The organism is Devosia sp. UYZn731, from assembly GCF_040546795.1.
In the GTDB taxonomy this organism is placed as follows: Bacteria; Pseudomonadota; Alphaproteobacteria; order Rhizobiales; family Devosiaceae; genus Devosia.
In genome coordinates, this window is sequence record NZ_JBEPOL010000001.1 from 492,993 (window position 1) to 506,132 (window position 13,140).

At 62.1% G+C, this 13,140-nt stretch carries 12 protein-coding genes and 1 tRNA gene; 4 read left to right on the forward strand and 9 right to left on the reverse strand.

Annotation, left to right across the window (positions count from 1 at the left end; translation table 11 throughout):
- Positions 1-103: 103 nt before the first annotated feature.
- From ABIB57_RS02290 to guaB, 3 genes are all read right to left on the reverse strand, one after another.
- Complete coding sequence (locus ABIB57_RS02290; RefSeq protein WP_354038217.1) at positions 104-541, reverse strand: MAPEG family protein; 438 nt, start codon at positions 539-541, stop codon at positions 104-106.
- A gap of 109 nt (positions 542-650) precedes the next feature.
- Entirely contained in the window at positions 651-1,712 is a 1,062-nt protein-coding gene (locus ABIB57_RS02295) for a DMT family transporter (RefSeq protein ID WP_354038218.1), read from the reverse strand.
- A gap of 100 nt (positions 1,713-1,812) precedes the next feature.
- Positions 1,813-3,315, reverse strand: coding sequence for an IMP dehydrogenase (gene guaB / locus ABIB57_RS02300; RefSeq protein ID WP_354038219.1), 1,503 nt, complete (start codon positions 3,313-3,315; stop codon positions 1,813-1,815).
- 303 nt (positions 3,316-3,618) lie between these two features.
- On the opposite strand from guaB, the gene ABIB57_RS02305 reads away from it, so the two are divergent.
- Both ABIB57_RS02305 and ABIB57_RS02310 read left to right on the forward strand, forming a co-directional pair.
- Complete coding sequence (locus ABIB57_RS02305; protein WP_354038220.1) at positions 3,619-5,034, forward strand: MFS transporter; 1,416 nt, start codon at positions 3,619-3,621, stop codon at positions 5,032-5,034.
- A gap of 4 nt (positions 5,035-5,038) precedes the next feature.
- Positions 5,039-6,490: an MDR family MFS transporter gene (locus tag ABIB57_RS02310; RefSeq protein WP_354038221.1), complete on the forward strand. Its 1,452-nt coding sequence runs from the start codon at positions 5,039-5,041 to the stop codon at positions 6,488-6,490.
- Between the two features lie 170 nt (positions 6,491-6,660).
- Here ABIB57_RS02310 and ABIB57_RS02315 read toward each other — a convergent pair whose 3' ends face one another.
- Both ABIB57_RS02315 and ABIB57_RS02320 read right to left on the reverse strand, forming a co-directional pair.
- The gene (locus ABIB57_RS02315; RefSeq protein WP_354038222.1) at positions 6,661-7,398 is read right to left on the reverse strand and encodes an RlmE family RNA methyltransferase; all 738 of its coding nucleotides are present in this window, start codon (positions 7,396-7,398) and stop codon (positions 6,661-6,663) included.
- Positions 7,391-8,584 (reverse strand): Ppx/GppA phosphatase family protein, encoded by a 1,194-nt coding sequence (locus ABIB57_RS02320; protein WP_354038223.1) that lies wholly within the window; start codon positions 8,582-8,584, stop codon positions 7,391-7,393. Before ABIB57_RS02320 ends, ABIB57_RS02315 begins: the two co-directional genes overlap by 8 nt.
- A gap of 309 nt (positions 8,585-8,893) precedes the next feature.
- Here ABIB57_RS02320 and ABIB57_RS02325 point away from each other — a divergent pair.
- Positions 8,894-8,967, forward strand: a tRNA-Gln gene (locus ABIB57_RS02325).
- 700 nt (positions 8,968-9,667) lie between these two features.
- Here the strand turns inward: ABIB57_RS02325 and ABIB57_RS02330 are convergent.
- The 4 genes from ABIB57_RS02330 to ABIB57_RS02345 all read right to left on the reverse strand — a co-directional run bounded on the left by ABIB57_RS02330 (position 9,668) and on the right by ABIB57_RS02345 (position 12,076).
- On the reverse strand, positions 9,668-9,937 hold the full coding sequence (locus tag ABIB57_RS02330; RefSeq protein WP_354038224.1) for a DUF2312 domain-containing protein: 270 nt from the start codon (positions 9,935-9,937) through the stop codon (positions 9,668-9,670).
- Positions 9,938-10,077: 140 nt separating this feature from the next.
- Positions 10,078-11,070, reverse strand: a complete 993-nt coding sequence (locus tag ABIB57_RS02335; protein WP_354038225.1) for an aldo/keto reductase — start codon at positions 11,068-11,070, stop codon at positions 10,078-10,080.
- 239 nt (positions 11,071-11,309) lie between these two features.
- The gene (locus ABIB57_RS02340; protein ID WP_354038226.1) at positions 11,310-11,636 is read right to left on the reverse strand and encodes a carboxymuconolactone decarboxylase family protein; all 327 of its coding nucleotides are present in this window, start codon (positions 11,634-11,636) and stop codon (positions 11,310-11,312) included.
- 44 nt (positions 11,637-11,680) lie between these two features.
- On the reverse strand, positions 11,681-12,076 hold the full coding sequence (locus ABIB57_RS02345) for a (R)-mandelonitrile lyase (protein WP_354038227.1): 396 nt from the start codon (positions 12,074-12,076) through the stop codon (positions 11,681-11,683).
- 123 nt (positions 12,077-12,199) lie between these two features.
- Here ABIB57_RS02345 and ABIB57_RS02350 point away from each other — a divergent pair, with 123 nt between their 5' ends.
- Positions 12,200-13,093, forward strand: coding sequence for a LysR family transcriptional regulator (locus ABIB57_RS02350; RefSeq protein WP_354038228.1), 894 nt, complete (start codon positions 12,200-12,202; stop codon positions 13,091-13,093).
- Positions 13,094-13,140 lie beyond the last annotated feature (47 nt).

The window sequence follows — 13,140 nt, forward strand, 5'->3', positions numbered from 1 at the left end:
CGCTTTTCTGCGCTTCCGGTGCTCACGTACTTGACCGTACGCTGCGCTCCGGTTCTCAAAAACCACCCCATCTACCTCACCAGATCGAATTCTCAAGCGATCTCTAGATACTCGGGGCAAGGATGACGAGGCGCAAGATCAACCAGAGCCAGAGGACGATCAGCACAACCATGCCCGCTGTATAGGCGGAAAAGCGCGGGAGCAAGCTGTTGGACGTGGTGTGGATGGCCGCGTGCACATAGCGCAGGACCACGAACAGCCAAGCCAGGATAACATCGACCCAGCCGACGCTGCCGGTCCAGAGAATCAATAGTGCAGCGACGTAGAACAGGACCGGAAGCTGGAACTGGTTGTCGAAACTGTTGGAGAGCAGCCGGGCGCGCAGCGGATAGGCGGAGCGATCGACGGCAATATCCTGCCAACGGATTTCGCCGGACATGACGCGGGGGACACGCTCGCGGCCCATCAGGAGCAGGATGCCGATGGTCAGCAGGACCTGCGCGGCGATGGATAGGATCAGGAGCTTGGCGGTCAGCGGCATAGTAGAGCTCCGGGAGAGATTCGGGATATGGGGCTAAGCCGTTGTAGCGGAATCGGTTCCGGCGAGCATGTGGGACTGCTGCGCGGCGCTGAGGCGAGCATCGCGCAGTTCAGCCGTGGCTATGGCGGTGATGGAGGTCGGGATAGTGCGGATGCTTGTGGCGCATCGGCTCGTGGCGATGCCTATGGGAATGGGGTTCGCTGACCGCCCCGTCATGGTCGCGCCGATGGTGATCGTCATGGGTATGGACGTGGTCGTGTTCCATGGCGTCGTGGATGTGCTCATGGTCATGCCGCTCCGACAGATGCAGCCAACGACCGAGGCCCATCAGCAGGCCGGCCAGCAAAAGCTGGACCGTGATGGCGTCCCGGAAGACGATCACCGCCAGCACGGCGCCAATGAATGGGGCGAGCGAGAAATAGGCGCCTGTCCGCGCCGCTCCCAGATGCCGCAGCCCCAGCATGAACATCACGAGGCTGACGCCGATACCCAGAAAGCCGAGCGCTGCCCCCGCGCAGATCATGCCCAGGCCTGGCAGCGTCGCGCCAAGGGATAGAGCCAACGCGACGTTGGTGCATCCGGCGACGAGGCCCTTGATCATGGCAATCTGCACGGGATCGGCAGATGACAGCTTGCGCGTCAGATTGTTGTCGACGCCCCAGCACATGCAGGCGGCGGCGATGAGCAGACCACCGGTATCGAGCCGCAGGACTTGCCCGTTCCAGGACAGCAGGACCGCTCCCGCGAGGATGGCCGCCGCGCCGATCAGCAAGCGCCTGTCGACGTTCTCACGGAAAACCGTCCAGGCAATGGCCATCGTCGCCAGCCCTTCCAGGTTCAGCAACAACGAACCCGACGCGGCGGTGGTCTGCGACAGGCCAAGCATGAGGAACAGCGGTCCCAGCACGCCGCCGAACAGGATCACGGCGGCAAGCCACGGCAGGTCTTTCCGCTGCAGCTCGGCCTCGACATTGGGCAGGCCTATCAAGGGCCTTCCCCAGTGCACGATGGCGAGGCCGGCGCCGGCGCCGAGGTAAAGAATGCCCGCCAAGAGCCACGGATCGACAGAACCGATCAGCAGCTTGGACAGGGGCGCCGATGCGCCGAACAGGATCGCGGAACCCAGCGCGAGCGGGACACCGGGCCAAAGATGGGAATGATTGCGGGACATTGAGGCAGCCTAGCACGTGGGCAGTGTCGAGCGCCAAGTCCGCAAGCACTCGCGCCAGCCGATACCTCCTCCCCCTTGAGGGAGGAAGCTGGTGAGGCGCTTACCGCCCGCTTCGGTAGTTGGGGGCCTCGCGGGTGATGGTCACGTCATGGACGTGGCTTTCACTCAGGGCGGCGCCGGAGATTTTGACGAAGACGGAGTTGTCGCGGAAATCCTGCAGATTGTGGGCGCCAGTATAGCCCATGGCGGCGCGGAGGCCGCCGGCGAGCTGGTGGAGGACGGCGCCGGCCGCGCCCTTATAGGGCACCTGGCCTTCGATGCCTTCGGGGACCAGCTTGAGCTGATCGCGGACATCCTGCTGGAAGTAGCGGTCGGCAGAGCCTGAGCCCATGGCGCCGACGGAGCCCATGCCGCGATAGGATTTGTAGGAGCGGCCCTGGTGCAGATAGACCTCGCCGGGCGCTTCATCCGTACCGGCCAGGAGCGAGCCGACCATGACGCAAGAAGCGCCACCGGCCAGTGCCTTAGCCATGTCGCCGGAGAATTTGATTCCGCCATCGGCGATGACCGGAACGCCCTGTTTGGCACCCTCCTCCGCACAGGCCATGACGGCGGCGAGCTGGGGAACGCCGACGCCGGCGACGATGCGGGTGGTGCAGATCGAGCCGGGGCCGATGCCGACCTTGATGGAGTCTGCTCCGGCGTCGATCAGCGCCTTGACGGCCTCGGCGGTGGCGACGTTGCCGGCGACGATGCGGGTGGAATTGCTTTCGCGCTTGATGCGCTCGACGGCTTCGGCGACGCGGACGGAGTGGCCATGGGCGGTATCGATAACGAGGAGATCTACGCCGGCATCGATGAGTGCCAGCGAACGCTCAAAGCCGTTATCGCCGACGGTGGAAGCGGCAGCAACGCGCAGACGCCCCTGCGCATCCTTGACGGCATTGGGGTTGAGCTGGGCCTTTTCGATGTCCTTGACGGTGATCAGGCCGACGCAGCGATAGTCGTTGTCGACGACCAGCAGCTTTTCGATGCGATGCGTGTGCAGCAGCACCTTGGCTTCGTCCTTGGAGACGCCATCGCGCACGGTGACGAGATTTTCGTGGGTCATCAGCTCGGCAATGCGCTGGCCGGGATTGGAGGCGAAGCGGACGTCGCGATTGGTGAGAATGCCGACCAGCTTGCCGATGGCGCGGCCGCCGGTGCCGCCGTTTTCCACCACGGGAATGCCGGAAATGCGGTTAAGCTGCATCAGCGAGAGCGCATCGGCCAGGGTCGCATCGGGACCGATGGTGATGGGATTGACCACCATGCCGCTCTCGAAGCTCTTGACCATGCGGACCTGCTCGGCCTGTTCGCTGGCGGTGAGGTTCTTATGGATGACGCCGAGGCCACCGGCCTGGGCCATGGCGATGGCCATGGCGCTTTCGGTGACGGTGTCCATCGCCGAAGACAGAATGGGCAAGTTGAGCGCGATATCCTTGGTCACGTAAGTGGCGATATCGGTTTCGCCCGGCAGCACGTCGGAGCGCGCCGGCTGCAGCAGCACGTCATCGAAGGTGAGCGCGTAGTCGCCGGTGATAGTGCTAATAATCTTTGCCAAGGCCAGACCCTTCCGTGCCTTCTGTCAGAAACAGAAATGTTGGATGCAAGAACCGGACGGAGGACGCATCGCCGGGTTCAGGTTGGCGAGGGTCATTAGCACCGTGACCGGGCTTTGCATAGCCGTCGCGCAGTTGCGCCTGCGCGTAGCTGGGTTGCACTGCGGAAAACGGCCAAAACTGCTTCCACCACACGGAAAATCTACCATACAAGGCGGCTTTCCGGGTTTGCAGCCGCGATAGTTAGGTTCATAGTCATTCTGGTTTTCCCCTCAGCCATTGTCTCGATTCCCCCGGTATTTTTCGTGATCCGCGTTACTCCCCTCATTTTGGCGGTCGCTCTGTTCATGGAGCAGATGGACTCCACGGTCATTGCCACGTCCCTGCCGGCCATCGCCACCGACATCGGCACCGAGCCGATTTCGCTGAAGCTGGCGCTGACATCGTATTTCGTATCGCTGGCCATTTTCATCCCGCTAAGCGGCTGGATGGCCGACCGCTTCGGCTCCAAGAACATTTTCCGGCTGGCGATTTTCGTGTTCATGCTCGGCTCGCTGGCCTGCTCGTTCTCCTATTCGCTGGAAACGTTCGTGTTCTCCCGGTTCTTCCAGGGGCTGGGCGCCTCTATGATGACGCCGGTCGGCCGACTGCTGCTCGTGCGCTCGACACCGCGCAACGAACTGGTTAATGCGATGGCCTGGCTCACGGTACCGGCCCTTCTGGGGCCGGTTTCGGGACCCCTGCTTGGCGGGTTCCTGACCACCTATCTCAGTTGGCACTGGATCTTCTGGATCAATATCCCGATCGGCATTCTCGGCATCATCATGGCGAGCATTTTCCTTAAGGTCGTGGACGTTCGCAATCCGCGCCCCATAGACGTGGTCGGCTTCATCCTGGCCAGTATAGCCTTTGCGGGCGTGGTGTTCGGCCTGTCGGTGGTGAGCCTGCCGGCATTGCCGCTGATCTATGGCTATTTGACGCTGGCGGTGGGGGTGACGTCGGCGATCCTCTATTACCTGCACGCAGTTCGTACCGAGCACCCGTTGCTCGATCCATCCTTGCTGCGCCACCGGCTGTTCCGGTCATCGATCACCGGCGGATCGCTGTTTCGTATCGGCGTGGGCGCGGTGCCGTTTTTGCTGCCGCTGATGCTGCAACTGGGGTTTGGGCTGACGCCGTTGCAATCCGGCGGGATCACCTTCGTATCGGCGATCGGCGCCATCGCCTCCAAATTCATCTCGCAGTTTCTCTATGGCCGGATCGGTTTTCCGCGCGTCCTGGGCTTTGCTGCCATTTTTGGCGGGCTGCTGATCGGCGTGCAAGGTCTGTTCACAGCCCAAACCTCAATCCCGGTGATGATGACGGTATTGCTGCTAGGCGGCATCCTACGCTCGGTCTTTTTTACCGGCTCCAACGCCCTGGGCTATGCCGATGTCGACAATGAAGAGGCCAGCCAGGCGACCGCGATCGTGGCGGTGGCCCAGCAGATCAGCATCGCGCTGGGCGTGGCGATCGCTGGCGCCATTCTGGAAATCAGCGGCCTGACTCATGGCGGCAACCTGGCGCTGATAGATTTCCAGGTGGCGTTCTTTGTAGTCGGCGGATTGAGCGCCTGCGCCGGCATCCTCTACCTGCTGCTGCCGGCCGACGCGGGCAGCAATGTTTCGGGCCACAACGCTATCGGTGCGCCAAAGGCCATCGTCGTGCCGAAGGAGCCGTGAAGTCATGTCCATCACCACGCCAGAGCTGGCAGAGGGTACAAATGATGGGACGGCCAAGCGCCCCTCCAAGCTCGCCCTACGGCTGACGCCGCTAATCCTCGCCACCGCCCTGTTCATGGAAAACATGGATTCGACGGTGATCGCCACATCGCTCAATGCGATCGCCAAGGACATTCATACCGATCCGATATCGCTGAAACTGGCCCTGACGGCCTATCTCGTGGCGCTGGCGATCTTTATCCCGATCAGCTCGTGGATGGCCGATCGCTTCGGCTCGCGCAATGTGTTCCGGGTGGCGATGATGGTGTTCGTGCTGGGCTCGCTGGCCTGCGCCTTTTCCAACTCGCTGTTCGCCTTTGTGGGCGCGCGGTTCCTGCAGGGCATGGGCGGCGCGATGATGACGCCGGTTGCCCGCCTGGTGCTGGTGCGGGCAACGCCCCGGCATGACCTGGTCAATGCCATGGCGTGGCTGACCATTCCCGGCCTGATCGGGCCAATCGTCGGGCCCCCATTCGGCGGGTTCCTGACGACATATCTCAGTTGGCACTGGATTTTTCTCATCAACGTGCCGATCGGCGTTTTGGGCGTGGTGCTGGTTAGCAAGTTCCTGCCCGAGACCATCCGCAATGCGCCGCGGAAGATCGACATGAAGGGCTTTTTGCTCGCGGGGACGGCGTTCGCCTTGTTCGCCTTTGGCACCTCGGTGATCAGCCTGCCGGCCCTGCCCCCGCTGGTCGGCGTGGTGGCGACGGCAATCGGCATCGGCGCGGGCTACTTTTACGCGCGCCATGCGCTGTCGACGGAATATCCACTGTTCGACCTGCGCCTGCTGCGGTTTCCGTTCTTTCGCAGCTCGATCGTGGCGGGCAGCTTTTTCCGGTTGGGCCAGGGCGCGGTGCCGTTTCTGTTTCCGCTGATGCTGCAACTGACCTTTGGGCTGAGCCCGTTTCAATCGGGCATGGTGACTTTTGCCGGCGCGGTGGGCGCAATCGTCGCCAAGTTCGTGGCCAACCGGCTGTTTATCACTTGGGGTTTTCGCAACGCGCTCGTCGTCTCGACCGCCATTTCAGCCCTTGGGCTGGTGGCGATGGGGCTTTACGATCCATCCACGCCGGTGCCGCTGATTATTTCGATCCTGGTTTTCGTAGGGTTCTGGCAGTCCATCTTTTGGACCGGCAGCAATGCTTTCGTGTTCGCCGATATCGACGACAAGGATGCCGGCCAGGCCAACGTCATGAGCCAGGTGAGCGCGCAGCTGACCATCGCCCTCGGCGTGGCGCTGGGTGGCGGGATTCTGGAAGCGAGCAACGCCATCCGCGGCGGCAAACTGGTGCTGGCAGATTTCCACCTGGCGTTCTTCGTGGTCGCGGCGCTAACGGCGATTTCGACCGTGATGTTTGCGCGGCTACCCAAGAATGCGGGATATCAGCTGACGTCGGGACCGCATGGGCATTGAGCGTGGGGCGCAGGCAGTGAAAGCTTAGAGCACCCCCACCCTGCCTCCCCTTCGAGAGGGAGGAGTCGTCCGGTGAGTGTAGCGCGATCGAGTCTCAAGCGCTGAGGCGCTCCTCCCCCTTTCAGGGGAAGGCTGGGTGGGGGGCCCGTCTGACCGCAGAAACGGCAGCCCTATTCCTCGTCGTCGCCCGTCTCTTCTCTGCCCACGTTCCCTCTGAAACCCTTGGCAATCAAATAAGCTTCGGCGGAGTCCTGGCGGCTGGATTTGGGTTTGGCGTGGACGGTGGTGCGGAAATGGCGCTTGAGCATGTGCAGCAGCTCATGCTCGGTGCCGCCCTGGAACACCTTGGCGACGAACATGCCATTTTCGGCCAGCACGTCGATGGCGAATTCGGCGGCGATCTCGATCAGGTGGACGATGCGCAAATGGTCAGTGGGGCGGTGGCCGGTGGTGGGCCAGGCCATGTCGGACATGACCAGATCGACCTTCTTGCCGCCCATCGCATCGATCAAGACCTGCGGCGCGTCCGGATCGGTGAAATCCTTTTGCAGCAGGATGACGCCGGGGATCGGATCAACGAACAGGTAATCGATGGCCACGATCAGCGGATTGGCTTCGGTGGAGCCAATGGCCTTGGCTGCCACCTGCGACCAGCCGCCCGGCGCCGCGCCCAGATCGACAATGCGCATGCCCTTGCGGAACAGGTGATGCTTTTCGTCCATTTCGCGGATTTTGAACGCCGCACGCGAACGCAGGCCTTCGGCGCGGGCGCGGGCCACGTAGGGATCGTTGAGCTGGCGCTCCAGCCACATGGTGGACGACACCTTACGGCCCTTGGCCGATTTGACGCGGATCTTGAGGTCTTTGTCGGACTTGCGTCCGCCAGTCCCGAGGGATTTTTCAGCCATTGGCGCTTCTCCGCAGCGGGTAGCGTGTCGACCGACTCTGGACGCGGTCGGCGTCCATCAGCGATATCAGAATGCCCTCGCGCAGGCCCCGGTCGGCGACGCGGACGCGATCGGTGGGCCATTCGCGGCGGATTGCCTCGAAAATGGCACAACCGGGCAGCACCAGATCGGCGCGATCGCGGCCAATGCAGGGATGAGCGACGCGGCGTTCAAAGGGCATGGCGAGCAGGATTTTCATGGTCTCATCGACCTCGGCGCGCTTCATCCACAAGCCATCGACCTTCTGGCGCTCGTAGCGCTCAAGACCCAGATGCAAGCCCGCCAGCGTCGTCACCGTACCGGAGGTGCCGATCAGGTGCACGGGGTGGCTGGCGATCATCTGACGCAGCTTTTCGCGGCCGCGGAACTGGCGCAAATGATCCGACACATGGGCGACCATCGCTTCGAACACAGCCGGGGTCACATCGATGCCGCCGAATTTCTCGGCAATGGAGACCACGCCAACCGGCAGGGACTGCCAGGAGCGGATCGACGCGGGCATACGGCCCTGGCTTTTGGGCCGGCCGCCGCGGAAATCGAGCCAGGCCAGCTCCGATGAGCCGCCGCCGATATCGAACATCAGCGCACCGGCTGCCCCTGCATCGATCAGGTCGGCACAACCGGTAACGGCCAGTTCGGCCTCGGTGCGGCGATCGACGATTTCCAGATCAAGCCCGATTTCAGAGTTCACGCGCTCGAGAAAGGCCGGACCGTTCTCGGCGGCACGGCAGGCTTCGGTGGCGATCAGGCGCATGCGGGCGGGCTGGTGTTCGCGCAGCTTGTTGCGGCACTGGCGCAGCGCTTCCATGGTGCGTTCCATGGCGGCTTCTCCCAGCCGGCCGCTGGTGGAGACGCCCTCCCCCAGCCGCACGATACGGGTGAAGCCGTCGAGGACGCGAAAGCCGTGATCGTGCGGACGCGCGATCAGCAGGCGGCAATTGTTGGTGCCAAGATCGAGCGCCGCGTAGACGGGGCCGCGATGCTTGCGGTGGGGATGGGGCGCTGGTGGCGTCCGCTGCTCCGGCGATGGACTTGGGGCGTCGATTGCCCCAGCCCCTCGCCCAGGCTGGCTTTCGCCATCCCGGGAAGGAAATGCCGCATCGTTCGCAGACGATGGCGCGGCAGCGGACCGATCTGAATCGGTCACGATAGTCTCCTGCGTGCACGGTCGCCGACCGATAAGGCGGCCGCGCCCGACGCACATTTATTGCGTGTCAGGATCGACGGTAAAGCAAGGGGCCGTTTTGCGCAATCACTGGCTGCGGGGGCGAGGGTGCGGCTTAGCGGTGGAATGGACATTCGCCGGATTTGTCATGACGAAATAGTTGGGCAATGCGTCCTGAGCCCTTGAACCGAGCGCCGAATGTGCTAAAAGCCGCTCCGAAGCAACTGGGCCGGCACACCGACCGCCCGCGAAAGCACCGCTTTCGCCCGCTTCCCAAGCGCCTTGCGCTTTTGGGGAATAGTTCAACGGTAGAACAGCGGACTCTGACTCCGTCGATCTTGGTTCGAATCCAGGTTCCCCAGCCAACATTTATCCTAGTAAAATCGACGGTTTAGCGAGCAACGGCGTTTTCCGCCGTCGACCGTGTTTCGAGCGTTCCGCCTGCTGCTCAAGCCGCTGAAGTTTGGCCCAAAGCGGTGCGAGCGGCGGCGGCGCCTAGGAAAGGAAGAGAAGGCCATCGGGACCATTCAAGGTCCCCGAAGGCCTGCCCGCAGGTTGCTCCGCTCGCCAGGCGGCTCGGGGTAACCAGATGCCAGAGGCCGCTAGAGGTGGCCTGATCGGGGACTGTAAGAAAAGGGGACGGCAGCAAAGACCAGTGGACCCGGTTCAAATCAGACAACCGAGCCCGGGGTTGACGCCGAAGAAGGCCGGATTTGATCCTCGGCTCCATCGGAGTTGGGGCAAGCCGCAGGCGACAGCGGCCTAGTTCGGGGTCAAAGCGACCTCAAGGCTCCATTTCAAAATGGCGCGCAGCGCCGTGGTCCTTCAAACCCCACCCGACCCACCATTAGCGGGTCGGGTTCGATCCAGACGGCATTTTTGAGTGGGAAGAGGTCGCTGGACCTTGGGCGGGCCGTGAAAACTTGGACATGACGATCGGCCAACGGCCCACAGTTTCAGTGCCCTTGGCTGAACCTATCCTGCTCCCCTACCCGAGGGCAGGATTTTGGTGGCGCCCTGCCTTGGATGAAAACCGACCTTGCTTCCCCGGTTCAGAGACTTGAGCTAAGCCGCCTTTGATTCAGTCTCGGTATCAACGCTGTCCATGGCCCGGATGTAGAGGTCCAAGATCGTTTCGTGCTCGTCGCGCTCATCTTGATCCTGCTTGCGCATTTTGATGATTTCCTTGAGCACCTTAATGTCGAAACCCTCGCCTTTTGCTTCAGCGAAAATCTCCTTTTTGGCCTCAGTCAGCTCAGCGATTTCGCTTTCGACCTGCTCAACGCGCTCGACGAAAGACCGAATTTGGCCGCCTGCAATACCCACGTCGCTCATGCTGTCTCCTCGGTTGAATGAAACCGGCAATATTGGCGAAGGGGGTAAACAATGGCTTAACCCGGCAGGTCGTACCCCCCGAGAGCCCTCTCCTGCTGCCGCAGCGTTGCCGAGCACGTCAGAATGTCCGTCTTGTCGCTTCAAAGTCCGACACGTCGCATATGTTCGTCGGGATAGCGTGCGCCTTCGACGGGCATGGTTGTCTTGCTCTGGTTCAGTTCGGCCAGATTGTCGGCCGGCAGATGGACCGCGAGCGCGCCGATGTTTTCCTCGAACCGCTCCAGTTTGCGCGTGCCGAACAGCGGCACGATCCATGGCTTTTGCGCCAATAGCCACGCCAGCGCGACCTGCGCGGGTGACGCCTGATGCTGCTCACCGATGCGACGCAGCATATCCACCAGTCGCTGGTTGCCTTCGCGCGCGTCAGCTTCAAAGCGCGGTATTTTTCCACGCATGTCCGTGTCGCTGAACTTGGTGGTCGCGTCGATTTTCCCGGTCAGAAAGCCTTTGCCGAGCGGGCTGAAAGGCACCATGCCGATGCCGAGTTCCTCAAGCGTGGCGAGGATTTCAGTTTCGGGCTCCCGGGTCCAAAGCGAATATTCGCTCTGCAGGGCCGTGACCGGCTGCACGGCATGGGCGCGACGGATCGATGCCGAGCCGGCTTCCGACAGCCCAAAAAAGCGGACCTTGCCCTGTCCAATCAGATCCTTGACCACGCCGGCGACGTCTTCCATCGGGACATCCGGATCGACGCGGTGCTGATAATAGAGATCGATGTAATCGGTACCGAGCCGCTTCAAGCTGCCTTCGACCGCGCTGCGGATTTGCTCTGGCCGGCTGTTGACGCCGCCACGATGCTCGCCAGTCTTCTGGTCGATGTCCCAGCCGAATTTGGTGGCGATGATCACCTTGTCGCGCATTCTACGAAAGGCCTCGGCGATCATTTCCTCATTGGTCCACGGGCCATAGACTTCGGCGGTGTCGAAGAAGGTCATGCCGCGATCAACAGCCCCGCGCAGCACGGCGATCATTTCAGTGCGATCGGGGATGTCGCGGGATTTGCCATAGCCCATGGCGCCAAGCGAGAGCGCCGATACCTCAAGTCCGCTATTTCCGAGTTTACGTTTTTGCATGATGGTCCTCAGAGTGTGGGTTTCGGGGAACGGGGTGTGCCTGCCACCTAGTTGGTGGCTCGAGCGAACAGCATTTGCCAGTTCGTAAAGGGGCCGAGCGAAATCATATCGAATTCCAGGACGCCGGCCTTCGCGAGCGGAAATTCGGCAAAACGGTTTGCAGTCTCTTGCACGCTGTTGACGGTGCGAACGTCGCCGGCGCCAGCATGATGTTTGCGAGCATGGCCAGTTTCCTTTGGTTAGACGCCGGCGTCCTTAAATACCTTGCGGGCGATCGCCAGGGCAGTGCTTGCAGCGGGCCATCCGGCGTAGAAAGCCAGGTGGGTGATGGTTTCGATCAACTCGTCCTTGGTGACGCCGTTCTCCAGCGCGCGCTTGATGTGGAAGGGCATTTCGTTGATGCGGTAGCCGGCGATCAGGCAGGTCACCGTGACCAGGCTGCGGTCGCGCAGCGAGAGGCCGGGGCGTTTCCAGACATCGCCGAACAGCACGTCGTCGGTGTACTGGCCCAAAGCAGGCGCGATATCAGCAAACGGGTTCTTGGTCGGAGCGGTTGTGTCGGACATGTGTTGATTCCTATTTTGAGGCGTTCGCAGTGGTCGCCGGCGGCCTAGGCGCCGTACTGGCTGTCGGAAACTTTTTCGAGCCAATCGACGACCTTGCCGTCCAGCACTTCATGCACGGCGATATGGCTCATGGCCGTCGAGGCCGCGGCGCCATGCCAGTGCCTTTCGCCCGGCGGGAACCACACGACATCGCCGGGATGGACATCCTCGATGGGCCCGCCCCAGCGTTGCACCCGACCCCAGCCGGAGGTGATGATGATCGTCTGGCCGAGCGGATGGGTATGCCAGGCCGTCCGGGCACCCGGCTCGAAGGTGACAAGACCGCCCTGGGCACGGGCCGCATCGAATGAATTGAACAGCGGGTCGACGCGTACCGTCCCGGTGAACCAATCACTGGGTCCCTTGCCGGACGGTTTCGATCCGGCACGTACGATGTCCATGATGATCTTCCTTCATTGTCGAGCCGACGAAGCAGATCGGCACCGCTTGATGTTGAAGATAGGCTGGCAACATTGCTCGGATAAGAGCTGGTCATTTGATGTGGTCATGAGTAGATTTCACAAATGGCCAGTGACAATTTCAGCGAAATCGCCGCCTTTTTGGCCGTCGCCCGAGACCGCAGCTTTTCCAAGGCCGCAGCCAAGCTGGGCGTTACGCCTTCGGCCCTGAGCCATAGTGTCAAAGGGCTGGAGGAGCGGTTGGGGCTTCGCCTGCTGTCCCGGACGACCCGCAACGTGGCGGCAACTGAAGCAGGGGAACGGCTGATCCGCTCGGTCGGACCGCACTTCGAACAGATCGATGCCGAATTGGCGGCCATGGGCACGCTTCGAGACCAGCCCGCCGGCACCGTGCGCGTCACCTGCAACGACTACGTCATTGAGACGATCTTTCGCCCGAAAATGCGAGACTTCCTGCTCAAGTATCCGGACATCCGCGTCGAACTGATCATAGACTACGGCTTCACCGACATTATCGAAGAGCGGTTCGATGCCGGGGTTCGCCTAGGAGAGGCCCTCAGCAAAGACATGATCGCGGCCCGCATCGGGCCGGACTGGCGGTTCATCGTGGTCGGTTCACCAGACTATTTTGCGCGGCGCGCTGCGCCCGACAGCCCCCAGGATCTGACCAACCACAGCTGTATCAACTACCGGTTCGCTAGCACTGGGGCGGTCTATGCCTGGGAGTTCGAGAACGCGGACCGTAAGCTCAATGTTCGGGTCGAGGGTCAGCTCACATTTAATAGTGCGGTGCCCGTGATTGCTGCGGCGGTCGATGGATCCGGGCTCGGATATGTCCCCGACAATCTCGCTGCCCCATTTCTGGCCGATGGACGTCTGGTGCAGGCTTTGGATGAATGGTGCCCGATGCTGCAGGGCTATCACCTCTATTACCCGCACCGCCGACAGGCCTCGCCCGCGTTCGCCCTCTTCCTGGATGCCGTGCGCTATAGAACATAGGCGCCGAGCCCGAGTTCACCGGGGTCTCGTTAAGCACCGGCAGATCC